We start from the raw sequence: 26,119 nt of genomic DNA on the forward strand, positions 1-26,119 counted from the left end.
TAGCCTGAACGTTTGTCAGCCTTTGTAACCTTCGGGGAACAGGACGTCTCGCTGAGGAGTCACCTTTAGATACCGATTGGTTCTATATGGAGATGACACACGATGAAAGCCCTGCATGAACCGTTAATGGCCACACGTAAGTCCCAGCAGTCACTGGATGAGCCCAACGTACAGGGAACTGAACGTACCCTGTCACTGGTAGGCGGTGGTTTACTCCTGGCAGGCGGTCTGCGCCGCGGCGGCATTCTGGGGTTGGCACAAATGGCATTAGGTGCGCTGGTCACAGCGCGTGGCGTTACCGGTCGTTGCAAGGCCAAGGCAGCACTTACGCCTACACCCTACGAATCGCTCTTGCAGGAAGAGTACGGCTGGACCAACGCCGAAGCGATTGCGCGCACAATTACCATCGGCAAACCTCGTTCAGAAGTGTATGACTTCGTTCGGAGCATCGAGAATCTACCCCTGTTCATGCGGCGCCTGGAGCGTGTCCAGCAAATGGACGCCACTCACTATCATTGGGTCGCGGTAGGACCTCAGAACCGGACAGTGGAATGGAATGCCTTTATCGAGGAGGACCTCCCTCAGGAACGCATTGTCTGGAGTACTGAATCCACAGCCTATCTTCAGCATAAGGCGACCCTTACATTCAAGGACGCTCCCAATGGCATGGGAACCGAGCTGCAAGTAGTGTTGGCGTGTGAGCCTCCTGCTGGCCGCGTGGGCTACGCTGCTGCCAGCCTGATCAGCCAATTCTCGGGACGCGAATTGAATCTGGACCTGCGTCGCCTGAAACAATTGCTGGAAACCGGCGAGATTACCAATAACCTGATGAGAACAGGTATGGCCGAGCGCGTACCAGCCAGTCAAGTATCAGACGTGATGCCGCTGGAAGGCGAAGTCATTAGCGAGCCGCGTACTGTGGCGCCGCGTACCGATGGGACTCAAGCTGGAGGTGCCTACTAATGCGCGCACTTACTTGGCAAGCCCCTAATGTTCTGCAAGTAGAAACCGTACCGGATCCGGAAATCGTCAATCCAAGAGACGTTATTCTCCGTGTCACCATGTCTTCAGTCTGCGGCTCCGACCTTCACCTGTTAGGCGGTTATGTGCCCGCCATGAAGCCGGGTGACATTATTGGCCATGAGTTCATGGGTGAGATTGTCGAAGTGGGCTCGGGTATTACCAACTTCAAGAAAGGCGACCGCGTTGTCACCATCTCTATTATAGGATGTGGTAATTGCGAGCATTGCCAGCGCAGTGATTTTTCCTGCTGCGACAACTCCAACCCAAATCCGGAAGCAACGGATTTAGCCTATGGCCAGCCCTGCTGCGGCATTATTGGCTACAGCCACGCCTTTGGCGGGTATGCCGGAAGCCATGCAACCTACATTCGCGTCCCCTTTGCTGACGTCAACCTGTTCAAGGTCCCGGACGGCGTAACCAACGAGCAGGCGGTTTTTGTCTCGGATGCTGCCCCAACGGGTTATTTTGCGGCGGATAATGCGGATATCCAGCGAGGCGATACCGTTGCGGTCTGGGGTTGCGGTGGTGTTGGCCAGATGGCTATCCGTATTGCGTATTTGATGGGCGCCGAGCGAGTTATTGCCATTGACCGTTTTGCGTCCCGCCTTGAGTTGGCCGAGAAAAAAGCCGGTGCAATCACCATCAACTATGAAACAACCAACGTTCACGAAGCGCTGCTGGAACTGACCGGGGGACGCGGCCCGGATCGCTGCATTGACTGCGTTGGAATGGAAGCTCATGGTACTGAGCTGGATTACGTATACGACAAGACCAAGCAGATGATGCACCTTCACACAGAGCGCGGGACAGTCCTTCGGCAGGCAATCAGGGCGTGCCGTAAAGGCGGTACGGTGTCGGTTGTAGGGGTATATGGCGGTCTGCTGGACAAATTCCCCATGGGCGCCATTGTCAACAAAGCGCTTACTGTGCGCTCCGGTCAGCAGCCAGGGCAGCGGTATGCCAACAAGCTGTTCGAGCATATTCAGAAAGGTGAGCTTGACCCTTCCTACCTGCTGACGCACCCGATGAGCCTGGAAGACTCACCACGCGGCTATGCGATGTTCAAGGAGAAAACCGAGGACTGCATGCGCGCAGTATTCATGCCGTAACCAAGGAGTCGTGCGTGAGCGACGATAAGGACCGCCAACCACCAGACCCTTCCAAGCTGACCCAGTCAAAAGAGCGCTGGGTCAGTGAAGGTCGTTACCTGACTGGCCGTATTTCAAGGCCTTCAGAAGAGCGCTTGCCGCCCGGCCAGCATTTGGTCAAAAACTGGCCGATTCTTGATTTAGGCGTGAGGCCGGCAGTATCCAAGGAGCGCTGGCAGCTCAATGTTATTGGCGCTGTGAAAAACCCGCAGAGCTGGAACTGGGACACCTTCATGGCACAGCCCCAATCCCGGCTCGTTAGCGACATTCACTGTGTAACCAGCTGGTCCCGCTACGACAATCAATGGCAGGGTGTTACAACCCAGGATCTACTAGATAGCGTGCAACCGCACCCAGATGCTCGCTTTGTACTGCTCTACTCCAATGATGGGTATACCACCAACCTGACGCTGGATGATTTTGCAGCACAAGGTGCCTTGCTTGCTCACTCCTGGGAGGGTAACCCCCTTTCAACTGAGCACGGCGGACCCGTACGCCTGATTGTGCCTCACCTGTACTTCTGGAAAAGCGCCAAGTGGATTCGACGAATCCAGTTTCGGGTCAGCGATGTACCGGGTTACTGGGAGGAACGTGGTTATCACAACCGCGGTGACCCCTGGCAGGAAGAGCGCTACTCAGAGGACGAGTGATGCCCGTAGCATCGCTCGCCTTTCCCATCAGGGAAAATTAGCGTGTAGTGCTTTTTCCAGATCGTCCGGCTTGAATGGCTTTGCCAGGACGGGTCGATTCTTCCACTCGTCCGGCAGCCCATAAGCGCCGTAGCCCGTGGAAAACATAAAGGGAATATCGCGCGCTGCCAGCTGTTCGGCAATCGGAAAGATTTCACGCCCGCCTACATTCACATCCAGAATGGCCAGATCAAAGCTTCCGGAACTGGCCAATCGCATGCCTTCATCAAAATCAGCGGCGCTGCCCGCTACGTCATAGCCAAACTCATCCAGGATATCTTCAAGCAGCATGGCGATGAGTGTTTCGTCTTCGACGAGCAGGACACGCTTACGGGTAGTGGTCAAACGAAGCTTCCTTTGGGCCTGGCCTGCAGGCACAACAGCGGGATGGATAAATGGCATTCGAGCCCGGCCGGCACGAATGTAGTTACGACACGCCCTTTCAGTTCGCGTGTAATGCTGCGATCAATCAGGCGAGAGCCAAAGCCTTTGACTTGGGGAACCTCGACAGTCGGACCTTCGCGCTCTAACCAGTTGAGCTCCAGACAATGATGCCCTGTGTGCTCATCTTTACCGACATACCATGTCAGCTGCAAGCGTCCTTCCGGAACGGAGAGTGCGCCGTATTTAGCGGCATTGGTGATGAGTTCGTGAAAGACCATGGCCAGCGCCAATGCTTCACGGGGTTCAAGCGCATGATCATTGCCAGAGAACTCGATGCGACTTGCCTTTCCCTGTTCGGTATAGGGCGCGACCTCCTGTTCGATAACGGCTCTAAGCCGCGTACCCTGCCACTGCGCCTGAGTGAGCAAGTCGTGCGCCTTACTCAATGCAAGCAAGCGGGCATCGAACATTTCGCGAAACCGGGACTCAGCATTTGCGCTACGCAGGCTATAGGTCGCAATGGACTGTACCGTCATCAAGGTGTTTTTCACCCTGTGATTGAGCTCATTGATAAGTGCACGCTGCTGGGCTTCTGCCGTCTTATGCCGACTGATGTCCACGCACATGTTGACGGCCCCGGTGATCTCACCGTCCTCGTTACGCAAGGGTGAAGGATATGCCGCAAACGGAATACGCGAACCATCCTGTCGCAGAATGTACCCCTCTCCGCCCTGTACGGCCTGACCATCGTCAAGCACAGTGGCCATAAAGCATTCATCATGGGGCAACTCGCGACCATCTGGCCACTGCATTTTCCAGGAGCCACACCACCGGGCCTCCCCCAGCCTGGGTCGATGCCCCCAAAGTGCCACCGCGGCCTCGTTGTAAAAGGTCAGGTAGCCTTTCGCGTCGGTAGTGTAGACCGCGACGGCAAGCCCATCGAGCAGCTCGCTCAAATGCCGCTCGCTCTCACGCACAGCCTGCTCGTCCTTTACCCGCTGGGTAATGTTGTGGGTCACAGCAAGGTGAGCTCTACGACCATCAGGTAGCCGCAAGGGTACGGCATGGGTTTCCAGGTTTACACGTGTACCGGCCAGCCCAATGACATCATAGGTCCAGCTAAGCTGCTCACCTTTGCACACACGTAAATGATTGGTAATCCATACGTCTCGGTGCTCTGGGGCAATAAGATTGAAGATACAAGCCCCTCGAACCCTCTCAAGGCTTTCTGCCTGGATCATGGAAAGACCAGCATCATTCATCTGCATCAGCAAGCCGTCTTCAGTTACAACCTTGATACATTCTGGGGTCGCATCAACGACGGCCTGAAGAAAGGCTTGGCTTTCCTGAAGTTTGCGCTCGCTTTCCTTGCGCTCGGTAATGTCCTGGAAACAATTGATGGCGCCTTTGATCTGCCCTTCGTCATCAAAAATCGGCGAGATATTAACCAGGGTCCAGCGCTGCTGGCCTAGCAGGTTTTGCACGAGCAACTCACGATCGCGCACGGGTAAACCGGAGCGCAACACACTGGCCATGGGCGACTCTTCCGGCAGCATTGCTCGCCCATCCGCATGGAAAATCCGTTCGATGCCAATGTAATACGTCTCGCCGGGAATCAGCTCTCTTCCCCAGAACTCTGCCGCCTTGCGGTTATAACGAACAATGGCTCCTGTTGCGTCACATACGAACGCAGCGGCAGGCAGAAGCTCGAATACCATGTCGTTCAACAGGTCAGAAGACAGAGGCGGAGCCGAAATACGATTAAGAGTAGAGGCTTCCTGCGTGCAGTTCATAATCTTGAGTGTGCCCAACAAGCCGGCCATAAAACGGGCCAACATTCTACAATCTTACGTCTTCGGCGCGTCATGCGTATCACGATAAACGGTACTTAATCGACTAAATGATTGTCGTCTCGTCGGAACAAACGAACCGATTGGCCTTAGCTGCTTCAAAAATGGCGTAATGATGTTGGGGCAGCTATGCAACCTAAGCAATTTTCTCTAGCAGATTGGCATCGCATACTCATCGGTGAAGCGCCTTGGACGTTCTTGATTGAAGTATTCATTCGAGCAGGCCTGACTTACGCACTCATCATGCTGGCGATGCGCTTCCTCGGGCGACGCGTCGCTTCACAGTACACACTGTTCGAACTCTCAGTAGTAGTGACCCTGGCTGGAGCAATTGGCGTGCCGCTCCAGGCTCAGGAACGCGGTATGCTTCCGCCTCTGATTATTATGGCGGCGGTAATTCTCTTCCAGCGGACAGTCGCCAGATTGAGCATGAACCACCACAAGGTGAACGTCGCCGTGGCCGGTGAGGTGCTTAATGTTATTAACAATGGACGGCTTCAACTGGATATCTTGCGTAAGACCGTCCTTTCTCGTGAAAAAATCTTCGCCCTTCTGCGCATGCGTAACATCCAGCATCTCGGTCAGTTAAGCCGAGTTTACATTGAGCCTTCTGGCTCAATTTCAGTGGTCCTCACCGACTGCCCCTGCCCTGGCCTTCCTATTATTCCTGAGATTGATCAGGAGCTGCGTGAGGCTATAGCGAGCCGAACTCATTACTCCTGTATCAGCTGTGGCCATACGGTCAAAAGTGAGGAAGAACCAAGGCAAGCATGCGAATACTGTAAGGCGAAACGCTGGATACCCGCTGCTGAAGAGCTGGAGGATTGACATGCTTAATGTAGCCTCCTGGGATTGGCAGCGTATTCTTCTGGGCGATACCCAATGGCTCTTCATGATTGAGGTATTGCTGCGCACAGGGGTCATTTATCTGCTACTGCTGATGATGATGCGCCTGATGGGCCGCCGTGTAGCAGCACAGCTTAGTATCTCAGAGCTGGCCGTCATGCTTACCCTGGGTGCAGCCATTGGTGTTCCACTGCAAACGCCTGAGAAAGGCATTTTGCCGGCCGCTGTACTTCTTCTGACTGCCTTGATTTTTCAGCGAGGCTTATCGTTTCTTTCATTCAAGAAACGAGCCGTTGAGGTTATTACCCATGGTGATGCCACCATTTTGGTCAAAGACGGCCGTTTGGTATTGGATAACATGGCCAAGGCACGCTTGTCGCCAGAGCGCGTCCACTCAGAATTGAGAGCGCAGAATATTCAGCATCTTGGAGAAGTCCGTCGCGTTTATCTTGAGTCTTCAGGACACTTCAGCCTGATCAAATACCGGACGCCGCACTATGGGCTATGGCTGCTTCCTACACCAGATGAGGAAATGAGCAAGCGTATCCAGGTTAATAATCACTATGCCTGCTCACGCTGTGGTCACGTAACCCAATGCAATCCTGCGCCAAAAGATCAGGAGTGCGATTGCTGCGGCAATAAAGAGTGGTTGCCTGCCGTTAAGCGACTCGGCGTCAAGATGCATGAAGAAGATGAGAAAAAACCTGAATAGTTAACACGCGATGCGTAGCAATGGTCGCTTATTACGAACTTTCAGCCAGCGCGATCATTCTACTTCATATAGCCATCGGCCCCATCGGGGCGCGATTTTCTCTATGCTTGAGCGGGTTAACCGATCATGAAAGATTACGAACAAATATTTGATCAGCCCGAGACGATTTCAGATGTCAGCGAACCTGTGGATCTGGATTGCGTCATTGTTGGCGCAGGCCCTGCCGGATTAACAGCCGCCACTTATCTGGCTCGCTTCCATCGACAGACCCTGGTCATCGACGATGGTGCCAGCCGCGCGGCTCTGATTCCGCTCTCGCATAACTACCCTGGTTTTCCTCCTGGAATTTCCGGTGAAGGCTTATTGGAGCGTTTGCGCGAACAGGCAAAAACCTATGGTGCCCGCTTCGAACAGGCACATGTAGATGATATTCAGCAGCGACCACAAGGTTTCGAAGTATTTTTTAACGGGCGCAGCGTTATAACTCGCCGCGTATTGCTAGCGACCGGTATTGAAGATGAATTGCCCGACATGCCGGGTGTATACGATGCCATCGCAGCTACTTCGATTCGCTTGTGCTCGATTTGTGACGGCTACGAAGTGAATGGCGACAACGTAGCGGTATATGGCGAAGCCGAATGCGCCATTTCACACGCGGTGTTCCTACGAACGTTTACTGATCGGGTCACCGTTGTCGTACACGGTAAGCCCTCAGCCTGTGAAGAAGCCCTGGCACTAGCAGAGCATTATGACATTCAGTTGATCAGCGACCGCGTAGAAGGAATCAGGCTGCTAGAAAACCAGCAAGTTGAGCTTAAAACGTGTAAGGGTGAAACCTATCTGTTCGATATCGTTTACCCCTCGTTAGGCTCTCGGGTTCGTTCAGAATTGGCAAAGCGGCTGGGTGCCGAGACAGATGAATCAGGCATGCTGATCGTAGATGAACATTTGCGCACCTCGATCCCGGGACTTTATGCGGCAGGCGATGTGGTCAAATCACTCAAGCAAATCAGTGTTGCCACAGGACATGCGGCCATGAGTTCGACCGCAATTCACAACAGCCTTGAGATCAACCCCTGGACGAGTAAGTCTCCTGCCGTCGCGCCCTGACTGGTCAGCATAAAAAAGGCCAACTTAAAGTTGGCCTTTTAGACTCTTTATAGAGCGCTTACTTCTTGGCTGTTTCACCGGCTTCGGAGCGTGCCATGAAGGCCATGGTCACTTCCGGGAGGTGATCCTTGACCCACTCAGCCATGGCAATTTCCTGTGGCAGGATCTGCTCACATACACGCTTGGTTTCCAGATCACCTGCAGCCTCAGCCGCAGAGATCAGCACGGTGTACATGGCAATTTCGACATTCTCGAAAACATAACTGGCCATGGAGCCCTTGACCACTTCGTCAGTCATGAACATGCCGCCCATGGCCTGTCCCATGGCCATGAACTTACCGGTAAAGTCTTTCATGGTGGATGGGCTGGTACCCAGACGCGTTAAGCAACTTTCGATTAGTTGAAGCTGAGACTGCGTTTCTTCAATATGCTGCTGAATACGGGCGGAGAGCTTGGGATAATTCTCAAGACGTTCCAACTGACCCTTTAGCATTTTATCCGCTTGCTGCTCCATGCCATGAGCGTCTTTAAGCCAGTCGATCAGATGTTCTTGACGAGTAGTCATGTCTCTTCACCTTTTAGTCAGGGTAGAAGTTGATTAAGCGAAGCGAACTGTTCAGTTGAGACTGTTAAATCTCAACTCATCAACGCCTATAGCCACTTAAACTTTTACAACTCTTGTATTAAGTAACGAGCGGCTTTTTGAGTTCGTCGCTGTCCACCTTTAGTTAGTCAACCGGGTCTTTGGCAAAGTTCTAGCCAACCATCACTTAGTGTCACGCTGGAAAGCACATCGATTCTACGGATCTACTCTGAAAAACCTATTCCAGAGCCTACCAAGCAGATCTCACCCGACCTCATACTCATCGAGACGGCTTAAATTTATACAAATTTTATACAGTGAACACTAAAGACTTATTTAGTCACAGGCAGACTTACCATCCACAAGAAAAGTTTTTGAAAAGCTTATCCGTTGGTCAGTTATTTTTTTAAGGAAGGAATGCTGTGACGACCTTAGAGTCCATTCCCAAGTGCCACTATAGGCATAACCGTGAACAACACTGATGAGGTGTTAAAAGGAATTACCCTCTCCCAAAGCGTTTAAACCTGGGGGGTATAATGGATACATTTGCTGGACTTCTGGATTTGAAGGGCACGCCGCTAGACAAGCAGCGGTTTACTTGGCGTGAAATGGCCACTCGGCCTATCAGCAAGCTGGATGATGATGCCACAACCCGCATCCGCATCATTCTCATGAACGGCATTGAAACCGAGGCACTTCGCCTTAAGCACATTGGCGCTCGATTCCATAAAGAGTTGCAACCTCATCTGGCTCATATTCGCCGCGTAGAGCAGCATCAGGCGACGGCTATCAACTGGCTGATCTCAGGTGATCACTCCCCGCTGGAAACCACTATTGCCTACGAGCAGGTGGCTATTGAAGTCACAGCAGCCGTTGCCCAAAACGAGCCTGACCCTTACCAGGCACAGTCGTACCGCTTTGGCCTTTTAGAAGACTTTGATCACCTGTATCGCTATTCGGCCATGTACGACCGACTCGAAGGCAAAGACCCCAATAATATCCTGCAGGGATATACCGATATTATTCCGGGCCGCGCCACTAGTCAGCATCACCGCAATCCCAGCGATGATGTGCGTGACAGCTACGACAAGAGCACCGCCCAGCTGATTACCAAAATCCATGCGGCGATGATCACCAGCTCTGAATACCAGACGCACGACTATTACATGAATATCGGCAACACGTTTGCCGACCCGGTTGCGCGCGCACTGTATGCGGAAATCGCATCGGTTGAAGAGCAGCATGTGACTCAATACGAGTCTCTCATGGATGCCAGCGAAACCTTCATGGAAAAGTGGCTGATTCATGAAGCCATGGAAGTCTACGCCTATGCCAGCTGTGCCGAACAGGAAGAAAACCCGCGCATCAAGGCCTTGTGGGAGCGCTTCCTGGATTACGAATTGGGTCATCTGGAATTTGCCTGCGACCTATTCAAGAAGTACGAGCGTCGTGATCCGGCGGAAGTGCTGGTTGGCGAGCTGCCCAAAATGCGTCCCTTGAAGCGCAACCGTGATTTTGTACGCGAGACTCTTTCCAAAGAGGTCGATCTGCGTGCCCATGGCATCCATTACGTACCAAAAGAGCAGGAAGACAGGGCTTCTCAGGATTACCGCAACCACCTGAACTCAGAAGGTATCCCTTCGGACATGGCCTCGGCTGGCTATATCTGGACACCCGGAACCGAACTCTTCCGTAAACCTTGAGGACTTGCCATGACTACTTCTGCACCCATGGGTATGAATCGCACCGGCACACAGATGTCCCCCGAGGACACCAAGAGACAAATTGAGGCCACTGAGCAGTTCCGTCACGACATTCCTCCAGGTGACGCCTCACGCATTACCGAAGAACGCATCAAATTCATCCGTGAGCATGAAGCCATTAACGAGCAGGTTGGCTCCGTTCCCCCACCCGGCTCAGTGAAAGGCGTTCTGAAAACGGGTCTGGATAAAATGATGGGCAAAAACCCTGAGCTGCTTATTGATAAGCTGGGCGAGCGCCTGGCCTACGAGCGCACCGGGGTTCGTCTGTATGAGGCCTTCATTGCCAAAGTCGCCGCAGCACCAGATGCCCGCCCTGAGCTTCTGGAAACACTCAGGACTATCCAGCAGCAGGAAGCCGAACACATGCAACTGCTGCGTGAGTCCATCGAAACACTGGGCGCAGATCCTACCGCTATGACGCCCTGTGCTCACGTTTCTGGCACCATGGCTCAGGGGATTATCCAGGTACTAACCGATCCCAGAACCAACATGGCGCAATGCCTCAATGCCATGTTGACCATCGAGCTGACAGACAATGCGGCATGGGAGCTGTTGATCGAGCTGGCTCGTCAGGCCAACCACCCCAACATTGCCTCCAGCTTCGAAGTGCCTATGCGCCATGAGGAAGAGCACTTGGTCAAGATCAAGGCCATGTTGCGCGACGAACTCAAAGTTCAGCTCAGCTGATTGCATGTTGCATGAAAAAGGCCCGCATAATGCGGGCCTTTGCTTACTCTCAGGAATAAGGCGTTACTGGCAGAGCACGCTTGTGATGCGACCCGCTGTAGTATTTGAAAATGACCTGATAGGCATTGTCGCTAACCTTTTTGCCTTCGAGAAAGTCATCAATCTCGGCATAGCTGATACCAAATGCCTCTTCGTCCGGCTTACCAGGAGATAGCGACTCCAGATCGGCCGTAGGAACCTTGTGAACCAGATTATCCGGCGCACCCAGATGCTCACAGAGCATGCGTACACGACGCTTGTTCAAGCCATGTAGTGGCGTCAGGTCACAGGCACCATCACCAAACTTGGTGTAGAACCCCATTAGTGCTTCAGCGCCATGGTCGGTCCCAATGACCAGCCCTTTGCGCGCTCCGGCCACCGCATACTGCGCAATCATCCGCTGACGCGCCTTGACGTTGCCCATGACGAAATCCTGCTGCCCTTCATCACGAAAGGCCAGCTTGCTCTCCTGTAAACCTTGCAGCATGCCATCGGTAGCCGGTTTGATATTTACGGTTAGCACTTCGTCTGGCTGGATGAATTCCAATGCTCGCTGGGCGTCCTCTTCGTCTTTCTGCACCCCATACGGCAGGCGCATGGCAATAAAGCGTGCGTTGTGGCCCTCGCTACGGGCCTGCTCAACCGCCAATTGGGCAAGGCGGCCAGCGGTTGAGGAATCCACACCACCGCTGATACCCAACACATAGGTCTCCATGCCGGTTTTTATCAAATAATCCTTGAGAAACCTGATACGCAACTCGGCCTCGCGCTGGGCATCGAATTCGGTTTGTATTTCGAGCGCCTTGATAATGTCACGCTGAATGGATTCGTAATCGTCTGACATGCGCTTAGCCTCTCTCTCCGCGTAGTAATCGTGCATGGAATAATGGAATGTTCGTCAAACTGTAGACGGCAGCTGCCAGTTGCACATCTTCCCGACCACCAAAGAACCGTTCGGTCCGGGAGAAAATGACCAGCTCGCCCTGATAACGAAAGCCCCAGCCAAAGCATACGGTGCCAGCGGGTATTCCATCTACTCCATCCGGGCCTGCAAGCCCCGTGTTAGAGATGGCGACCGCTGCATCACTGTCATGTAATGCCCCGATCGCCATCTCACGTGCAACCTCTTCACTCGTCAGGTTGAACGTATCAATAGTGTACTCGTGCACCCCCAGCAGGCGTTGCTTAGCAGCAGGAGAATAAACAACATAACCGGCATCAAGACACGATCCGCTGCCTGGGATTTCCGACAGCAAATGAATCACCCGACCTGCTGTACAGGACTCGGCCGTAACCAGCAGCATGTCGTACTCTTTCAAATAATCGAGAACCGGTTGGATATCTGACCTCATGGATACTCCCACGAAACGAAGTGCGCTTTTGCGTTATGAAAGGCAGCCGTCGTGCAAGTTCGATTCGAAGGCTCATACGTAGCATCACAAAGGCTTCAAATCGTCAGGAATATCTACATCACGATAAATTCCGGGGTCATTGCACGCTATCCAGCGTAGCTCACCCTGCCTAAACAGGACGCGCCCACCACGATCTCCCGTAAGCGCACACAATGCCTCAAAGTAACGGCGGCCAAACGCCACCGGATTACCGGCCACCGGGTTGCCAGCCACTGGGTTGCCAGCCACTGGATTGCAAGGCTTTTGTGGGTAGCTATCGCGTTGAGGCGAGAACGGTACGGCAATGACCTCCTCTGTCACTGCTTCTGCTATCCGGCGGAACGTCTCTGGCTGTACAAATGGCATATCACCCAGGGCGATTAACCAGCCCCGGTGATGAGGTTCGGCAGCAATGGCTTGTGCCAATGTGTCACCCATACCGTGTGTTGGTACGACCAGTACATCAAAGCCTTCATTCCTGGCCAGCGCTGCTACGCCTGGATTATCGGGACGGGTAACAACAACCCGTCGCTGACCGATTCCTTTCAGGTTAAGCAAGATCTGCTGTAGTACCACCGCGGCTTGGCCCGCCTCGGTTTGATAACCTGCCAGCAGCTTGTCGGCACCTCCCTGAGCGCGAAAACGACTGCTCTGCCCAGCGGCCATCACGATTACACAGAGCGTATCCGCCATATCAGGCCACTTGATTGACGGCAGGCTTAGCCTGTTTCTTTTGCATCAAGGCGACACCGTTTTTCACGGACACTATCTCAGCAAGCAGCGAAATAGCGATTTCAGCCGGTGTGTGGCTACCGATGTGCAGGCCGATAGGGCCATGCAAACGGTCGATTTCCTCCTCGCTCAAGTCAAATAAAGCCAAGCGCTCTCGGCGCTTGCGGCTATTGCCCATCGAGCCTAACGCACCCACATAGAACGCCGAGGATTTAAGCGCAGTCAGAAGCGCCATGTCGTCCAGACGCGGATCATGGGTTAACGCCACAATCGCTGTTCGCTCATCAGGCACGATGGACAGCACCGCATCGTCAGGCATGCCCGGAACGAAACGTGCTTTTGAGGTTTCCCAGCCATGATTGAATTCTTGCCGCGGATCGCAAATCAGCACATCGAAATCCAGCATATGGGCCATTTCGGACACATAGCGGGACAGCTGCCCAGCACCAATCAACAACAGACGCCAGCGTGGGCCGTAGACAACGCGCAAAGTCTGTCCATCCAGGTGTAACGCCTCGTCTGCCTGCGCCGAAAACAGCTTTACAGTACCCGTGCCTAATTCGAGCTGCCTGGCCACAAGCTCATGATTATCACAGCGGCTTAGCATGTCAGCGATCCATTGTGGATTGCCAACAGGCTCCTGTACCAGACGCAGCGTCCCTCCACACGGAAGCCCAAAGCGTGCCGCCTCTTCCTGCGTTACGCCATACGTGATGAGTTCGATACCTTGCTCAGGAATTCGGCCCTCGTTCATCCGCGCAATCAGATCATCTTCGATGCAACCGCCAGAAACCGAGCCGGCAACGCGGCCATCCTCCCGCAGGGCCAGCATTGCGCCCGGTGGACGCGGTGAGCTTCCCCATGTCTGCACCACCGTAAACAGCACAACGCGATGTCCTTCTTGCCGCCAAGCCAAGGCGCTACGCAATACGCTCGAATCCACACTATCCATTCAGTTCACTCGATCGATAAGCCAGGAGGCTAAACGCTACCAGTGTATAGCAGGCGCGTTTTGCCTCGACAGTCACGGATAGAACCTCTGAACAGCATCTGGTTCCCCGTCTGTCATGGCGCTTTGGAACCTCATGCGCAGCGGCGAACTCAAAACTAAAATGCCCACACTCAGAGGTAACCGGTATGCCACGCTCAATTTGGAAAGGCGCTGTCAGTTTCGGCCTGGTCAATATTCCGGTTTCCCTGGTGTCCGCTACCTCCAGCCATGGAATCGATTTTGACTGGCTGGACAAACGCAGCATGGACCCGGTGGGCTACAAGCGTGTTAACAAGAATACGGGCAAGGAGGTCTCCCGGGAAAACATCGTCAAAGGTATCGAACACGAAAAAGGCGAGTATGTCGTGCTCAGCGACGAGGAGATTCACAACGCCCTGCCGGAGGCCACCCAGACGGTCGACATTCTGGCATTTGTCGAAGCCAGCGAGATTTCCATCCTGCATTTCGAAAAGCCCTACTTTCTGACCCCTGAAAAGCACAGCGAGAAGGTGTATATCCTCCTGCGGGAAACACTCAGACGCACCGGCAAAGTAGGCGTCGCTAACGTTGTCATGCATACCAAGCAACACCTTGCCGTCATTATGCCGTTGGGCGATACGCTTGTGCTCAACACCTTGCGCTGGGCTAACGAAGTTCGCTCTGCCGAAGAAGTAGGCCTGGACGATTTGGATGCCAAGGTTTCCAAGCGCGAGATCGAAATGGCCGAACGCCTCGTAGAGGACATGACTGAATCCTGGGACCCGGAGCAGTATCACGACACCTTCGAAGAGAACGTCATGAAGCTGGTTGAGCGCAAGGTGCGTGAAGGCAAACTTGAAACGCTCGAAGCTCCAGAACAGGAAGAGCCCAAGCGCACCGCTGATGTCATTGACCTTACGGAACTGCTCAAGCGGAGCCTGAGCGGAAAACACAAGTCGGTCGAAAGTGAGGGTAAGAAAACTGACGCAGCACAAGCCAAGCCCAAGCGCGCCAGCGCTACTCGGCGAGCGCCAGGCTCGGCCTCAACCAAGGCCCGTAAGGCTGCTAAATAAGGAGCCCGGTCATGGCAAACCCGCTAAGCGAGTACACTCGCAAGCGAAACTTCAAGGTTACTGCAGAGCCTGAAGGTGGCTCAGCCCATGGCCGCACATCGCCCGAGACGCTGCAATTCGTCATCCAGAAGCATGACGCGCGTCGGCTTCATTACGACTTTCGCCTGGAGCTGGACGGCACCTTGAAAAGTTGGGCAGTCCCCAAGGGGCCAAGCTACGATCCCAAAGAAAAACGTCTCGCCGTTCATGTTGAAGACCATCCTATTGAATACGGCACCTTTGAAGGCAGCATTCCAGAAGGTGAATATGGTGGTGGTGACGTTATTGTCTGGGACCGTGGCGTTTGGATTCCCCATGGCGATGCTGCTAAAGACTATGCCGCCGGCAAGCTCAAATTCGAGCTACAGGGTGAAAAGCTCAACGGCAGCTGGACCTTGGTGCGTACGCGCCTGCATGGTAATGGCAATAAGGAGCAGTGGCTGCTGATCAAGGAAAAGGACGACACAGCCCGCCCGCATGACACCTATGACGTGACAGACGCGCTGCCTGACAGTGTGTTAAGCGAGAAGACGCTACCGCAATTGGGCAAGGCACGCGCTAAACCTGACAAACCGGTTAATGCCGCGAAAACCAAACAAACACGCACGCCAAAACTCAAAACAGCAAAGCCTTCACCCAAGCCGTCCGCGCTACCCGATATGATCGAAGCTGAACTGGCTACGCTGGTTGATGCACCTCCAGCAGGCGATTGGCTGTATGAAATCAAATTTGATGGCTATCGCCTGCTGACGCGGATTGACGAGGGCAAGGTCAGCTTTATTACACGCAACGGCAAGGATTGGACTCATCGTTTGCCGGAGCAAGCCAAGGCTATTTCAGCACTTAGTCTGGAGAATGGCTGGCTGGATGGCGAAATCATTGTATTGGATGAAAAAGGGGTTTCTGACTTCCAGGCCCTGCAAAACGCCTTTGATAGCGGTCGAAACACCACCATTCTCTACTATCTGTTCGACATGCCGTTCTGCAATGGTATGGACCTGCGTGCTTACCCTCTTGAGGAGCGCCGCCGAGCGTTAAAGGCTGTACTAGATAAAATCGATTCGGAGGTCATCCGCTACTCAGAGGCATTTGATGTGCCTGCTGATAGGATTCTTGAAAGCGCCTGCAGCATTGGTCTGGAAGGAGTGATTGGTAAGCGTGCCGGCAGTCCATATCAGTCCAAGCGCAGCAATGACTGGATCAAACTTAAATGTAAGCGTCGACAGGAATTTGTAATTGGCGGTTACACCTCCCCTCAGGGGGCTAGAAGCCATTTCGGTGCACTTCTGATCGGCCTGCATGATGAAAAGGGATCGCTGCGCTTTGCGGGCAAAATCGGGACGGGGTTTTCGCGGGAAAGCCTGGCTGCCCTTCATGAACAAATGCAGCCTTATGTGACTGAAAAGCCTGCGTTTACCAACCTTCCACGCGGCGCTCAGGCCCGTGGCGTCACTTGGCTCAAGCCAGAACTGTTGTGTGAGGTGGCATTCGCATCCATCACCAATGATGGAGTCGTGCGCCAAGGTGTTTTCTATGGCTTGCGGCAAGACAAGTCCGCTCATGATATCGAACTTGAACACGCGCAAACCGTACCAGACAAAGACTCTGCTATCGTGCCCAAGAAAGCATCGCCGCAGAAGGCAAAGGATGGTATTGAAATCGCGGGAGTACGTATCAGCCACCCTGAGCGCGTTATAGACCCTCATTCTAAAACCACTAAACGCGGCATTGCAGAGTATTATGAGCGTATCGCTCCCTGGATATTGCCACACCTGAAAAACCGGCCGGTTGCCTTGGTTCGTACCCCTGAAGGTATCAAAGGCGAGCAGATTTTTCAGAAGCATAAGCAGACTCTGGCTATTCCACATATCCGCGAGTTGGATGCAAGCCTTGATCCAGGCCATGCGCCTCTTATGGTGATTGATAATCTGGAAGCGCTTCTGGGCGCTGCTCAGATGGGCACAGTAGAACTGCATACCTGGAACGCCAAAGCTGATCACATCGATAAACCGGACCGAATGATCTTTGATCTGGACCCTGATCCAAAACTGCCGTGGAAAAGCATGCTGGAGGCTACTGAGCTCTTACTGACCCTGTTGGACGAGCTGGGCTTCAAAGCGTTTATCAAAACCAGTGGTGGCAAGGGCCTACATATTGTTGTCCCACTGGAGCGTAGGCACGACTGGGACAACGTGAAAGATGTTGCACAGGCCATTGCCCAGCATATGGCCAGCGTTATTCCAGAGCGTTTCTCCGCCAAGATGGGAGCGCAGAATAGAGTCGGCAAGGTATTTATTGACTACCTGCGTAACCGTGAAGGCGCTACTACGGTTTCGGCTTATTCTCTGCGGGCTCGTCCGGGATTGGGTGTCTCAGTGCCAATTGATCGGAGCGAGCTAAAAACCCTTAAGCAAGGTGACCAGTGGACCGTTGAGACGCTGTTCGAGCGGCTGGATGATCCGTGGGCAGGTTACAACACTGTGCGGCAGCGGATCACCGCTGCACAGCGGAAAAAGCTAGGTATGGAGTAAATGGTTCGCCTGTACTGTTGACGTGCCTCAAAAGCGCCCAATATCAGTTCGGCATTATGCGAGGGATACCCTCGCAAGAGGAACAGCGATATGACGACGCTAAACACCCGTACGTTAGAGGAAAAAAGCGCTTCGGCGCAGGAATGGGCCGCCTGGCCCAGATTTGCTGGAATCCAGGAGGTAGACGCTAATCAATTAGTGCCTCCAGGTCGACGCGCCGTTATCATCGCGCCGCACTCGGATGACGAAATACTGGGCTGCGGCGGGCTTCTTGCCCAACTGGCCGAGCTGGGCCGCAAGGTTTTGCTGATTAGTGTAACCCGGGGCGAATACAAGCAGGGCTTCGGTAACCAACCGGTTTTTCATGTCCCTACCCTGCCTGAAAGCCGCGAGGCCAGTCGACGGCTGTGCCTGGAGTGCGTAGATATCTGTCGGCTGGACTTTTCTGACGGCGTTGTAAGCAATGAAGAGCAGCGACTTAGCGAGCAATTGGCCGCGCTGATCAAATCGACCGACACGGTCTTCACTGCCTGGCGAGAAGATGGTCACTCCGATCATGAAGCCACAGGCCGAGCAGCAAGCTTTGCCTGTGTTGTAACAGGCGCACGCTGTATTGAAGTACCTCTCTGGGCATGGCAGTGGTTGCGCCCGGGGGATAATCGCTTTCCCTGGGAGCGAGCCCGGCGGCTACCGCTGGATGAGTCCAGTCTGGCGGTCAAGCGCTATGCCGTCGAAGCATTCAATACGGCTACCGGCCCGGCACCTGAGCCCATTCTGCCCCAGCATGTGCTGTCTCGCCTGTTTCGCCCTTGGGAAATTTTCTTGGTTTGAGTGCTATCGGTTTCGGTCAAGCAGCTGCATGCGAGGCAACGCGAAATGCCAGCGGATTGCGGCAAGTCGAATCAAAAGCACAACCAGCATGGCTGTACCAGTAACCAGCTCTGGCGCAAGCTCCAGGCGATTCAGCCCAAGGTAGGTCAGCGAGCCGAGAATGCAGGGCGTGGCGTAGATTTCCTTGTGGAAGATCAATGGAATGTCATTACAGATGATATCCCGGATCACACCACCGGCTACACCGGTCATGACTCCCATAATAACGGCTGTACTCAGCGGCACCTGCTGGCGCAAGGTAACCTCGGTGCCAATCACGGTAAAGACAGCCAAACCAAACGCATCGGCAATCAAGAGCGCCTTTTCCGGTATCGGCCGAGTCAGTCGTACCCACAGTACCGTACCCAAGGTGGCAAAGACCACCACGGCAATATAGGTATCATCCCGTATCCAACTCACTGGATGTAGTCCCAGGATTACGTCGCGCAGGGTTCCGCCTCCTAACGCTGTTACCAGGGCTACAACCAGAACACCAAAGAGGTCCATTGCCTTACGTCCGGCCATAAGGGCTCCGGTAATGGCAAAAACGGCGACGCCAAACAGATCGCACAGATAAAACAGCGAAACCATCGAGGGCTCCATCAGGGACTAAAGAAATCGCCAGGGGTTGTTCCGAACTGAGTTCGAAACGCAGCGATAAAGGCTGAGGGCGAATCATAGCCGCAACTCAACGCAACAGTGGTCACACTCTCCCCCCGCTCAAGCAAGGTCAGTGCGCTTAGCAGCCGCAGCTTTTGTCGCCACGCCCTGAACGTAAGACCGGTCTCTCGCTGAAAGTGTCGGCTCAGGGTTTTTTCTGAAGCACCCAGTAACAGGGCCCACTCGGCCAGGGTACGTTGATCATCCGGCGTTTCCTGCAAGTACCCACACAAGCGGCGCAGCCGTGCGTCCGCAGGTAATGGCAAAGACAGCTCCATATGAGGAGCAATTGCCAGCTGATCAAGCAGTACACCGACCAGGCGCCCTTCACTGCCCGCCTCATCATATTCGACGGGAAACGTTGTAAAAGCTCGGATCAGCTCGCGCAATAACAAGCTGACACTGAGCACGCGACACTCAGCGCCTTGGTCAGACAATAGGTTGGGCTCAAGATAAAGACTACGCATCTCAGCTTCGGCTGAGGAGCGTACTTCATGCTCCAGCCCTGCTGGAATCCATACGGCCCGCTGGGGCGGCGCCACAAAACTACCCGCGCGCGTATGAACCGAGAGCACCCCTTTGATGGCATAAGAAAGCTGAGCCCAAGGATGACTATGCCAAGGCGTCCAAGACCCACGCGCCAACGACTCGGCGCGCGCATATACCGGTCGAGGCAGTACCTTGAGCGAGGGAATCTGCCTGCGCAACTCAGCGGATTGTCCGTTAGGCGACATTGAAAGCCTTTTTGGCGTTAGTCGGAATGCTCAAGCCACATTAAACTGCAAAGCCAGACTCAACAACTGTTCGAGAGATGTGAATGGCTCGTCCACGCTTTTTACCTGACAATTTCACGCTGTACCTGATCGCAACCGTGGCATTGGCCAGCATTTTTCCTTGTAGCGGAACGGCAGCGGGCGTACTCAACGTCATAACCAACGTTGCCATTGGCCTGCTCTTCTTCCTCCATGGCGCCAAGTTGTCCCGTGAGGCCATCGTTGCGGGTGTTACTCACTGGCGTCTGCATCTTCTTATTTTCTGCTGCACTTTCCTATTGTTCCCCCTGCTAGGCTGGGCACTTAAACCCTTGCTTTCGCCTCTCGTCACACCTGAGCTGTACATGGGTGTGTTGTATATGTGCGCTCTGCCTGCAACCGTACAGTCGTCTATTGCCTTTGTTTCCATGGGCCGCGGCAATATTCCGGCTGCGGTATGCAGCGCCTCGGCCTCCAGCCTGATCGGTGTGTTCCTGACGCCACTTCTGGTCAGCTTATTACTCGACACCCAAAGCAGTGGCGATACCAATGGCATGTCGACCATCGATGCCATTACCAAAATATTCCTGCAACTTCTGGTTCCCTTCGTTGCTGGCCAAATCTTGCGCCGTTGGATTGGTGGCTGGGTTGACAAGCATAAGTCCAGCCTCAAGTTTGTAGATCAAGGCTCCATTCTGCTGGTGGTCTATACGGCTTTCAGTGCGGCCATTCTTGAAGGCCTCTGGTCATCCATTCCGCTGATGGCTTTACTGGGCCTGGCGGTAGTCTGCTCGGTTATCCTTACGCTGGCGCTGCTGATCACGCGCTATGCAGCGCGGCTCCTAGGCTTTAACAAAGAGGATGAAATTGCAGTGGTGTTCTGCGGCTCCAAGAAAAGCCTGGCTACGGGCGTCCCAATGGCCAAGGTCTTGTTTGCCGGCAGCAGCATGGGGGCTATCCTGCTACCCATCATGCTGTTCCATCAGATCCAGTTGATGGTGTGCGCGGTGCTGGCCCAACGTTATGGGCGGCGCGAAGATACGAACGTCAGCGAAGCTAAAGCAACCAACGTGCATTAATAGGGTTTAGCTAAAATAAAAAGGCCGGTGTAAACCGGCCTTTTTTATGTATTACGTAAATCAGTCTTCACGTACCGGGGAGCGCATGGTGACCCACTCCTCCGCAGCCGTCGGATGGATTCCGATCGTGTCATCAAAGCAGCTTTTGGTGGCACCAGCCTTGAGCGCAATGGCCAGGCACTGGATCTGCTCAGGTGCATCAGGACCTACCATATGGCAGCCCAGTACCTTGTCAGTCTCGGCGTCAACAACCAGCTTCATGAGTGTACGTTCTGTCTCATTGGTCAGGCTGAGCTTGGTAGGCCTGAATGTAGTCTGGAAGATCTTGAGCTTGTAACCCTTCTCGCGTGCCAGCTCTTCGCTCAATCCTACCGATCCGACATTGGGCAAACTGTAGACTGCACTGGCAATAAGGTTGTAGTCAAGCGGCTTGTAACTCTCGGGCTTGTACAGGCTACGGGCCAATGTCATGGCTTCGGCCAGGGCAACCGGGGTTAACTGCACACGGCCAATTATATCGCCAATCGCATAAACCGAAGGCTCTGTAGTCTGGAAGGTCTCATCAACTTTTATAAAGCCACGCTCGTCGAGTTCAACACCGACATTTTCCAGGCCTAGGTTATCGAACATGGGACGACGGCCTGTTGCATAAAATACGCAGTCGGTTTCCTGAACACGCCCGTCGTTAAGGGTTACCTTCAGGCTCCCATCGCTCTGCTTATCAATACGGGCAATTTCCGTATTGAATTGCAGGTCATGGCCTCGCTTGAGCATCTGGTCTCGCAGATGAGTCCGTACGCAGTCATCGAATCCACGCAGGAAGAGGTCCTTGCGGTACATGAGGGTCGCCTTTACGCCCAAACCATGAAAGATCGACGCAAATTCAATAGCGATATACCCGCCACCCACGATAATCATCCGCTCAGGCAGCTTGTCCAGATAGAACGCCTCGTTGGACGTAATGATATGCTCGCGACCGGGCAGATCCGGCACTGAAGGCCAGCCACCTGTAGCCACCAGAATGCGCTCAGTGGTATAGCGCTTGCCAGTTACTTCAACAGTGTGCGCATCAATAATTCGAGCATGGTCTTCAAGCAGCGTCACGCCACTGTTGATAAGCAGTGCGCGGTAAATGCTGTTCAGTCGGCGAATCTCATGGTCTTTGTTGGCAAGCAGGTTCTGCCAATCAAATCCCTGCTCTTCAACTTTCCAGCCATAGCTACGCGACTGACGAAACTCGTCGTGAAACGAAGCTCCATAGACGAAGTATTTTTTCGGCATGCAGCCGACGTTTACGCAGGTACCGCCCAGGTAACGGCTTTCCGCTACAGCCACGCGTGCACCAAAATCGGCGGAAAAACGCGCTGCACGAACACCGCCCGAACCCGCACCGATGATAAAAAGGTCAAAATCGTATGTCATGACGAATCCTGATCGGCTCAACTGCACACCAGCTTAACGCACCTGTGCTGCCACTGACGAAAATACTGTTGCCTTAAACGACAGAAGCCACCCGAAGGTGGCTCCTGTCAAACACAAGGTACAGAGGAAATCAGAGTTCCTTGTACACGTTCTCAAAGCAGAAGTTGGTGGCTTCAACGAAGCCTTCCGCGCTACCGCAGTCAAAACGCTGACCCTTGAATTTGTAAGCCAGAACGCAACCGTCCTGAGCTTGCTTCATCAGTGCGTCAGTGATCTGGATTTCACCGCCCTTGCCTGGCTCGGTCTGCTCGATCAGATCGAAAATATCGGGCGTCAGGATGTAACGGCCAATGATCGCCAGGTTGGAAGGAGCATCTTCCGGCTTTGGCTTTTCAACCATGTGGCTTACGCGGTAGATGTCTTCACGGATCATCTCGCCTGCGATCACGCCATACTTGTGCGTTTCGTTCGCTGGCACTTCCTGAATGGCTACGATGGAGCAGCGGAACTGGTTGTACAGCTTGACCATCTGCTTCAGAACGCCGTCGCCTTCGAGGTTCAGGCACAGGTCGTCCGCCAGGACTACTGCGAACGGCTCGTCACCGATCAGAGGACGGCCTGTCAGAATGGCATGGCCCAAACCTTTCATCTCGATCTGACGGGTGTAAGAGAAGGAACACTCGTCGATCAGGCGGCGAATCCCGGTCAGGTATTTTTCCTTGGCGGTATTCTTGATCTGGCTTTCCAGCTCGTAGCTGATGTCGAAATGGTCTTCCAAAGAGCGCTTGCCACGCCCGGTGACCATAGCAATTTGCTTGAGCCCTGCGTCGAGCGCCTCTTCAACGGCATACTGGACAAGGGGCTTGTTCACGATAGGCAGCATTTCCTTCGGCATCGCTTTGGTTGCTGGAAGAAAGCGAGTGCCGTAGCCGGCGGCCGGGAACAGACATTTGGTGATCATGGGCGTCCTTTGATCTGTGGGAGCGATACTATGGCAGTCTAAACAGCCGTTCATCGGGTTACAATGCTCAGCATGAGGCTCTCAGTGACCGATTAAATGGACGTCTAAAAGCGCTCGACCCTGAGCGTTGGGAGATCCGACCACGAAAGCGCACAGCGGTTCGATCATAACGCGCTTTTCCGCAAACGAGATATGATGAGTAGTGAACTCGTTGGCACCACCACCGTCGAAGACAAGCTGCTTCAGATGGCTAGACAAGGGATCAAACGATCTATTATGAAAAAATGGATTCCTCTTTTCGCTACCGCACTGCTGGTAGGCTGCGCCAGTAAATCTCCTCAACTTACTCAGGATGAGCAACATTTGCTTATCCAAAATGACCTCCTCCAGGCCAAGATATTGGTGGTGTCCGGCGGGGAGGATGATCTGAAACTTGCCGACGCCTTACTCAATCGTGCATCGATATATGCTGACAAAGCTAAAGGCACTGGGGAGATCGAATTCTACAAAGCGCTTGTGATGATCAAGCAGGGGCCGCAAGCGGATGATGTCTTGCCTTTGCTGGAAGCATCCGCCGGGAAGGAGTATCCGCTAGCCTATGCGATGCTCTATCAGATTTACTCCAAGCCCTATCTGGTTGCTGAAGTAGATCCTATTCGGGCTGAGACCTATAAGAACAGCTACAGTGATCTTGACGTTGCCAAGAGCGGTTATCCCTCTTTCGAGAAAGCACTGACCTTGGTCGAACGTCTCAGCAGTGACAAACCTGCCGATGCAGCTGCCATGAGTCACTAACGGCGTTCAACCCGGTTAGTTGTACTTCCCGGCGTCCGCTCGATTTCGATTCCGCCAGGGTATTCTGTGCTCTGGCGAATCGTGCCTCGCTGCTCATAGCGCCCACTTGACTGAGAGCGGTATTCCCGAACCGTTCCACGCGGGACTGCCTGCCCTCCATATATATCGTACTGCTGACTACGCTGCTGCGTCTCAATACTCCCGGATGCACCAGGGCTTACGTAGGTACGCGGGATAGCACGTGAGGCCGAATCGTCAGCCATGCTTATAGGGGCTATCAGTATTAACACCAGTCCAAGTGCGCATGACCCTGCCTTGATTGCTCTCATTTCTGTCTTCCTCTGTGCTCTTCAAGATGAGACCTCTCCTGCCCGACCTGTCACTGACCATTGGTCTTATGTGCTCTTTTAGTCATGTATAAATCTCTAACCAAGCCTTTATCTCAGGTCTTATAACCTATGCATTCAAAGGCTAAAAAAGAGAAATTGCGAGAGGCTTTCCAGTCAGGCTATGGCTAGGCCACTTTGCTGAAGAAGTAAAAACCCACGTATGTGAGTTCCAGCGAAAAGCGCGTGAATAAGGTGCAAATTTAGAGATGGGCGATGCTGGCTAGAGAGAAATTTCGCAAGGAGCCTGCTAAGACCATAAAGGTGAGCAGCCCCTGAAAATTCTAGCGGCCTACTGAGCGCAGGCCGCTAGCGGAAGAACATCACTACATGGAACGAGAGGCGCGTTGCGGCTCCTGGCGCTCAGAAGAAACCATATGATCGGCCTCTTCATTGACACGATTAGCTGCTTGATCAGCCAGCTCCTGTCCCATTTCAGTCGCCTTGGAATAGCCCTGCTCAGCTTTCATCTTCACTTTGTCGGTGAGTCGATCACTGGTTTTGCCCAACAGACGATTCTCGCGCTCAGTAGCTGGCAGTGTCGCACCTAACAACGCGCCTACTGCTATACCGATTGCACCAAGGGCCAATGGCTGCTCTTCCAGCATGTACTGGAAACCGCTTTTTGCCTTAGTCGTCTGATTACGCAGTGTTTCAGACGCATTCTGTGCTTTTTCACTCACAGATTGGCGAGCGGAATTCATGGAGTCAGACGCATTACTGCGCATATCCGCGGCTTTGTCCTTAAGGCCCTGGGCCTGCATCCGCATGCTGTCTGTTTTGTCATGCACAGCACTAGACATGCTGGCAGTCTTGTCATGCAAAGCATCGCTCATGCTGGACGATTTGTCCCGTAGGGCATCGGTCATACCGCCAGTAGAAGACATACTGCCACTGGTGTAAGACTGGTTACGATTCTGGCCCATCATCATCCACATAAGCCCAACAGATGTGAGCAGTGTGGGCACAGGATTAGCCTTGATGGTCGAACCTAGATTATTAATAAACTCGCCGCCGTTACCTTTAGCGTAGGTCATTGCCTTATCCAGCAATTCGCCGGGGGAAAGGCGACTCTCCAAGGCGTTGACGATATCGTTGATACTGTCACGCTGCTGATCGATTTCGCGCTCCAGAGTCGCTGGATCTTTTTGCGACTCAAGGTCAATTCGGCTATGGGTATCGGTGCTCATGCTACTTTCCCCTTCACGGCTTCTTTATCTTTTTGCATGCTATTGATGGTGCGCTCTGGTTTGAACGCAGCTGGGTCAAGCTTCTTCTTGCCTGCCGAGACCATGATCATCCCTACAACGCAGACCACGCCGCCCACTATCAGGGCAGCCAGCCAAGGCGCTACAACATTGCTCAGGCCTAGAACAGCTGAGAGCAGTAGCATGATGAAGCCACCTAACAGAACGATACCGCCAGAGGCCATGCCAATCGTAGCGGCCTTGGTAGTATTCAGAGCCTCGGTAATTTCAGCCTTGGCTAGCGCCAGTTCCTTGGTAAACAAGGAAGGCACTTCGCGAGTCAGCTGACGAACCAGGCCTGCAATCGATGTTGAGTTCGAGTCGATGGCAGCTTCTTCTTGATACGTGGCATCACGTAGATTCGGTTGCTCTTTCAT

At 53.5% G+C, this 26,119-nt stretch carries 27 protein-coding genes; 13 read left to right on the top strand and 14 right to left on the bottom strand.

All coding sequences use genetic code 11. The features are described from left to right. Positions 1 to 102: 102 nt before the first annotated feature. From IEX86_RS05550 to IEX86_RS05560, 3 genes are read left to right on the top strand one after another with little or no spacing between them, the layout of a single operon-like run. Positions 103 to 963: an SRPBCC family protein gene (locus IEX86_RS05550; protein ID WP_188865121.1), complete on the top strand. Its 861-nt coding sequence runs from the start codon at positions 103 to 105 to the stop codon at positions 961 to 963. Continuing rightward, positions 963 to 2,132 (top strand): zinc-dependent alcohol dehydrogenase, encoded by a 1,170-nt coding sequence (locus tag IEX86_RS05555; protein WP_188865122.1) that lies wholly within the window; start codon positions 963 to 965, stop codon positions 2,130 to 2,132. The genes IEX86_RS05550 and IEX86_RS05555 overlap by 1 nt, the downstream gene beginning before the upstream one ends. A gap of 14 nt (positions 2,133 to 2,146) precedes the next feature. After that, positions 2,147 to 2,821, top strand: coding sequence for a sulfite oxidase-like oxidoreductase (locus IEX86_RS05560; protein WP_188865123.1), 675 nt, complete (start codon positions 2,147 to 2,149; stop codon positions 2,819 to 2,821). A 27-nt stretch (positions 2,822 to 2,848) separates the two neighbouring features. Here IEX86_RS05560 and IEX86_RS05565 read toward each other — a convergent pair whose 3' ends face one another. Both IEX86_RS05565 and IEX86_RS05570 read right to left on the bottom strand, forming a co-directional pair. Then, positions 2,849 to 3,205, bottom strand: coding sequence for a response regulator (locus IEX86_RS05565; protein ID WP_188865124.1), 357 nt, complete (start codon positions 3,203 to 3,205; stop codon positions 2,849 to 2,851). Further along, entirely contained in the window at positions 3,202 to 5,082 is a 1,881-nt protein-coding gene (locus tag IEX86_RS05570) for a PAS domain-containing sensor histidine kinase (RefSeq protein WP_188865125.1), read from the bottom strand. Before IEX86_RS05570 ends, IEX86_RS05565 begins: the two co-directional genes overlap by 4 nt. A gap of 141 nt (positions 5,083 to 5,223) precedes the next feature. On the opposite strand from IEX86_RS05570, the gene IEX86_RS05575 reads away from it, so the two are divergent. From IEX86_RS05575 to IEX86_RS05585, 3 genes are all read left to right on the top strand, one after another. After that, a complete protein-coding gene (locus IEX86_RS05575) occupies positions 5,224 to 5,922 on the top strand; it encodes a DUF421 domain-containing protein (RefSeq protein ID WP_188865126.1) in 699 nt (232 codons plus the stop codon). A gap of 1 nt (position 5,923) precedes the next feature. Then, the gene (locus IEX86_RS05580) at positions 5,924 to 6,652 is read left to right on the top strand and encodes a DUF421 domain-containing protein (RefSeq protein WP_188865127.1); all 729 of its coding nucleotides are present in this window, start codon (positions 5,924 to 5,926) and stop codon (positions 6,650 to 6,652) included. A 126-nt stretch (positions 6,653 to 6,778) separates the two neighbouring features. Further along, positions 6,779 to 7,762, top strand: a complete 984-nt coding sequence (locus IEX86_RS05585; RefSeq protein ID WP_188865128.1) for an NAD(P)/FAD-dependent oxidoreductase — start codon at positions 6,779 to 6,781, stop codon at positions 7,760 to 7,762. A gap of 58 nt (positions 7,763 to 7,820) precedes the next feature. Here IEX86_RS05585 and IEX86_RS05590 read toward each other — a convergent pair whose 3' ends face one another. Next, the gene (locus tag IEX86_RS05590; protein WP_188865129.1) at positions 7,821 to 8,327 is read right to left on the bottom strand and encodes a ferritin-like domain-containing protein; all 507 of its coding nucleotides are present in this window, start codon (positions 8,325 to 8,327) and stop codon (positions 7,821 to 7,823) included. A 554-nt stretch (positions 8,328 to 8,881) separates the two neighbouring features. Here IEX86_RS05590 and IEX86_RS05595 point away from each other — a divergent pair. Together IEX86_RS05595 and IEX86_RS05600 are read left to right on the top strand one after the other, a co-directional pair. After that, complete coding sequence (locus tag IEX86_RS05595; protein ID WP_188865130.1) at positions 8,882 to 10,048, top strand: hypothetical protein; 1,167 nt, start codon at positions 8,882 to 8,884, stop codon at positions 10,046 to 10,048. Positions 10,049 to 10,057: 9 nt separating this feature from the next. Then, complete coding sequence (locus IEX86_RS05600; RefSeq protein ID WP_188865131.1) at positions 10,058 to 10,795, top strand: ferritin-like domain-containing protein; 738 nt, start codon at positions 10,058 to 10,060, stop codon at positions 10,793 to 10,795. Positions 10,796 to 10,844: 49 nt separating this feature from the next. Here IEX86_RS05600 and nadE read toward each other — a convergent pair whose 3' ends face one another. The 4 genes from nadE to IEX86_RS05620 all read right to left on the bottom strand — a co-directional run bounded on the left by nadE (position 10,845) and on the right by IEX86_RS05620 (position 13,909). After that, positions 10,845 to 11,678 (bottom strand): NAD(+) synthase, encoded by an 834-nt coding sequence (gene nadE / locus IEX86_RS05605; RefSeq protein WP_188865132.1) that lies wholly within the window; start codon positions 11,676 to 11,678, stop codon positions 10,845 to 10,847. A gap of 4 nt (positions 11,679 to 11,682) precedes the next feature. Next, on the bottom strand, positions 11,683 to 12,186 hold the full coding sequence (locus tag IEX86_RS05610) for a CinA family protein (RefSeq protein ID WP_188865133.1): 504 nt from the start codon (positions 12,184 to 12,186) through the stop codon (positions 11,683 to 11,685). 84 nt (positions 12,187 to 12,270) lie between these two features. Beyond that, entirely contained in the window at positions 12,271 to 12,918 is a 648-nt protein-coding gene (locus IEX86_RS05615; protein ID WP_188865134.1) for a nucleotidyltransferase family protein, read from the bottom strand. A gap of 1 nt (position 12,919) precedes the next feature. Beyond that, positions 12,920 to 13,909 (bottom strand): XdhC family protein, encoded by a 990-nt coding sequence (locus IEX86_RS05620; RefSeq protein WP_188865135.1) that lies wholly within the window; start codon positions 13,907 to 13,909, stop codon positions 12,920 to 12,922. Positions 13,910 to 14,094: 185 nt separating this feature from the next. Here IEX86_RS05620 and ku point away from each other — a divergent pair, with 185 nt between their 5' ends. From ku to IEX86_RS05635, 3 genes are all read left to right on the top strand, one after another. After that, a complete protein-coding gene (gene ku, locus IEX86_RS05625) occupies positions 14,095 to 15,000 on the top strand; it encodes a non-homologous end joining protein Ku (RefSeq protein WP_188865136.1) in 906 nt (301 codons plus the stop codon). 11 nt (positions 15,001 to 15,011) lie between these two features. Next, positions 15,012 to 17,570, top strand: a complete 2,559-nt coding sequence (ligD, locus tag IEX86_RS05630) for a DNA ligase D (RefSeq protein WP_188865137.1) — start codon at positions 15,012 to 15,014, stop codon at positions 17,568 to 17,570. 90 nt (positions 17,571 to 17,660) lie between these two features. Next, positions 17,661 to 18,401: a PIG-L deacetylase family protein gene (locus tag IEX86_RS05635; protein ID WP_188865138.1), complete on the top strand. Its 741-nt coding sequence runs from the start codon at positions 17,661 to 17,663 to the stop codon at positions 18,399 to 18,401. A gap of 3 nt (positions 18,402 to 18,404) precedes the next feature. Here IEX86_RS05635 and IEX86_RS05640 read toward each other — a convergent pair whose 3' ends face one another. Both IEX86_RS05640 and IEX86_RS05645 read right to left on the bottom strand, forming a co-directional pair. Further along, positions 18,405 to 19,031 carry a trimeric intracellular cation channel family protein gene (locus IEX86_RS05640; protein WP_188865139.1) on the bottom strand — a complete coding sequence of 209 codons (627 nt, stop codon included), beginning with the start codon at positions 19,029 to 19,031 and terminating at the stop codon, positions 18,405 to 18,407. Between the two features lie 11 nt (positions 19,032 to 19,042). Next, positions 19,043 to 19,834 (bottom strand): AraC family transcriptional regulator, encoded by a 792-nt coding sequence (locus tag IEX86_RS05645; protein WP_188865140.1) that lies wholly within the window; start codon positions 19,832 to 19,834, stop codon positions 19,043 to 19,045. A gap of 83 nt (positions 19,835 to 19,917) precedes the next feature. Here IEX86_RS05645 and IEX86_RS05650 point away from each other — a divergent pair, with 83 nt between their 5' ends. Next, positions 19,918 to 20,931, top strand: a complete 1,014-nt coding sequence (locus IEX86_RS05650; RefSeq protein ID WP_188865141.1) for a bile acid:sodium symporter family protein — start codon at positions 19,918 to 19,920, stop codon at positions 20,929 to 20,931. 60 nt (positions 20,932 to 20,991) lie between these two features. Here IEX86_RS05650 and gorA read toward each other — a convergent pair whose 3' ends face one another. Next, positions 20,992 to 22,353, bottom strand: a complete 1,362-nt coding sequence (gene gorA, locus IEX86_RS05655) for a glutathione-disulfide reductase (protein ID WP_188865142.1) — start codon at positions 22,351 to 22,353, stop codon at positions 20,992 to 20,994. Positions 22,354 to 22,483: 130 nt separating this feature from the next. Further along, a complete protein-coding gene (gene galU, locus IEX86_RS05660; protein WP_188865143.1) occupies positions 22,484 to 23,314 on the bottom strand; it encodes a UTP--glucose-1-phosphate uridylyltransferase GalU in 831 nt (276 codons plus the stop codon). A 195-nt stretch (positions 23,315 to 23,509) separates the two neighbouring features. Between galU and IEX86_RS05665 the strand changes: the two genes are divergently transcribed. Then, positions 23,510 to 24,109, top strand: a complete 600-nt coding sequence (locus tag IEX86_RS05665) for a putative periplasmic lipoprotein (protein ID WP_188865144.1) — start codon at positions 23,510 to 23,512, stop codon at positions 24,107 to 24,109. Here the strand turns inward: IEX86_RS05665 and IEX86_RS05670 are convergent. The 3 genes from IEX86_RS05670 to IEX86_RS05680 all read right to left on the bottom strand — a co-directional run bounded on the left by IEX86_RS05670 (position 24,106) and on the right by IEX86_RS05680 (position 26,119). Further along, entirely contained in the window at positions 24,106 to 24,438 is a 333-nt protein-coding gene (locus IEX86_RS05670; RefSeq protein WP_188865145.1) for a hypothetical protein, read from the bottom strand. The two genes, IEX86_RS05665 and IEX86_RS05670, sit on opposite strands and share 4 nt — an antisense overlap. A 383-nt stretch (positions 24,439 to 24,821) precedes the next feature. After that, positions 24,822 to 25,685, bottom strand: coding sequence for a DUF3618 domain-containing protein (locus tag IEX86_RS05675; RefSeq protein WP_188865146.1), 864 nt, complete (start codon positions 25,683 to 25,685; stop codon positions 24,822 to 24,824). Next, the gene (locus IEX86_RS05680; protein WP_188865147.1) at positions 25,682 to 26,119 is read right to left on the bottom strand and encodes a phage holin family protein; all 438 of its coding nucleotides are present in this window, start codon (positions 26,117 to 26,119) and stop codon (positions 25,682 to 25,684) included. Before IEX86_RS05680 ends, IEX86_RS05675 begins: the two co-directional genes overlap by 4 nt.

The organism is Pseudomonas asuensis (genome assembly GCF_014646755.1).
GTDB lineage: Bacteria > Pseudomonadota > Gammaproteobacteria > Pseudomonadales > Pseudomonadaceae > Chryseomonas > Chryseomonas asuensis.

Coding starts and splice junctions, on each gene's coding strand:
- IEX86_RS05550 (WP_188865121.1), top strand. CDS start 103: ATGAAAGCCCTGCATGAACCGTTAATGGCCACACGTAAGTCCCAGCAG.
- IEX86_RS05555 (WP_188865122.1), top strand. CDS start 963: ATGCGCGCACTTACTTGGCAAGCCCCTAATGTTCTGCAAGTAGAAACC.
- IEX86_RS05570 (WP_188865125.1), bottom strand. CDS start 5,082: ATGTTGGCCCGTTTTATGGCCGGCTTGTTGGGCACACTCAAGATTATG.
- IEX86_RS05575 (WP_188865126.1), top strand. CDS start 5,224: ATGCAACCTAAGCAATTTTCTCTAGCAGATTGGCATCGCATACTCATC.
- IEX86_RS05580 (WP_188865127.1), top strand. CDS start 5,924: ATGCTTAATGTAGCCTCCTGGGATTGGCAGCGTATTCTTCTGGGCGAT.
- IEX86_RS05585 (WP_188865128.1), top strand. CDS start 6,779: ATGAAAGATTACGAACAAATATTTGATCAGCCCGAGACGATTTCAGAT.
- IEX86_RS05590 (WP_188865129.1), bottom strand. CDS start 8,327: ATGACTACTCGTCAAGAACATCTGATCGACTGGCTTAAAGACGCTCAT.
- IEX86_RS05595 (WP_188865130.1), top strand. CDS start 8,882: ATGGATACATTTGCTGGACTTCTGGATTTGAAGGGCACGCCGCTAGAC.
- IEX86_RS05600 (WP_188865131.1), top strand. CDS start 10,058: ATGACTACTTCTGCACCCATGGGTATGAATCGCACCGGCACACAGATG.
- nadE (WP_188865132.1), bottom strand. CDS start 11,678: ATGTCAGACGATTACGAATCCATTCAGCGTGACATTATCAAGGCGCTC.
- IEX86_RS05610 (WP_188865133.1), bottom strand. CDS start 12,186: ATGAGGTCAGATATCCAACCGGTTCTCGATTATTTGAAAGAGTACGAC.
- IEX86_RS05615 (WP_188865134.1), bottom strand. CDS start 12,918: ATGGCGGATACGCTCTGTGTAATCGTGATGGCCGCTGGGCAGAGCAGT.
- IEX86_RS05620 (WP_188865135.1), bottom strand. CDS start 13,909: ATGGATAGTGTGGATTCGAGCGTATTGCGTAGCGCCTTGGCTTGGCGG.
- ku (WP_188865136.1), top strand. CDS start 14,095: ATGCCACGCTCAATTTGGAAAGGCGCTGTCAGTTTCGGCCTGGTCAAT.
- ligD (WP_188865137.1), top strand. CDS start 15,012: ATGGCAAACCCGCTAAGCGAGTACACTCGCAAGCGAAACTTCAAGGTT.
- IEX86_RS05635 (WP_188865138.1), top strand. CDS start 17,661: ATGACGACGCTAAACACCCGTACGTTAGAGGAAAAAAGCGCTTCGGCG.
- IEX86_RS05640 (WP_188865139.1), bottom strand. CDS start 19,031: ATGGTTTCGCTGTTTTATCTGTGCGATCTGTTTGGCGTCGCCGTTTTT.
- IEX86_RS05645 (WP_188865140.1), bottom strand. CDS start 19,834: ATGTCGCCTAACGGACAATCCGCTGAGTTGCGCAGGCAGATTCCCTCG.
- IEX86_RS05650 (WP_188865141.1), top strand. CDS start 19,918: ATGGCTCGTCCACGCTTTTTACCTGACAATTTCACGCTGTACCTGATC.
- gorA (WP_188865142.1), bottom strand. CDS start 22,353: ATGACATACGATTTTGACCTTTTTATCATCGGTGCGGGTTCGGGCGGT.
- galU (WP_188865143.1), bottom strand. CDS start 23,314: ATGATCACCAAATGTCTGTTCCCGGCCGCCGGCTACGGCACTCGCTTT.
- IEX86_RS05665 (WP_188865144.1), top strand. CDS start 23,510: ATGAGTAGTGAACTCGTTGGCACCACCACCGTCGAAGACAAGCTGCTT.
- IEX86_RS05670 (WP_188865145.1), bottom strand. CDS start 24,438: ATGAGAGCAATCAAGGCAGGGTCATGCGCACTTGGACTGGTGTTAATA.
- IEX86_RS05675 (WP_188865146.1), bottom strand. CDS start 25,685: ATGAGCACCGATACCCATAGCCGAATTGACCTTGAGTCGCAAAAAGAT.
- IEX86_RS05680 (WP_188865147.1), bottom strand. CDS start 26,119: ATGAAAGAGCAACCGAATCTACGTGATGCCACGTATCAAGAAGAAGCT.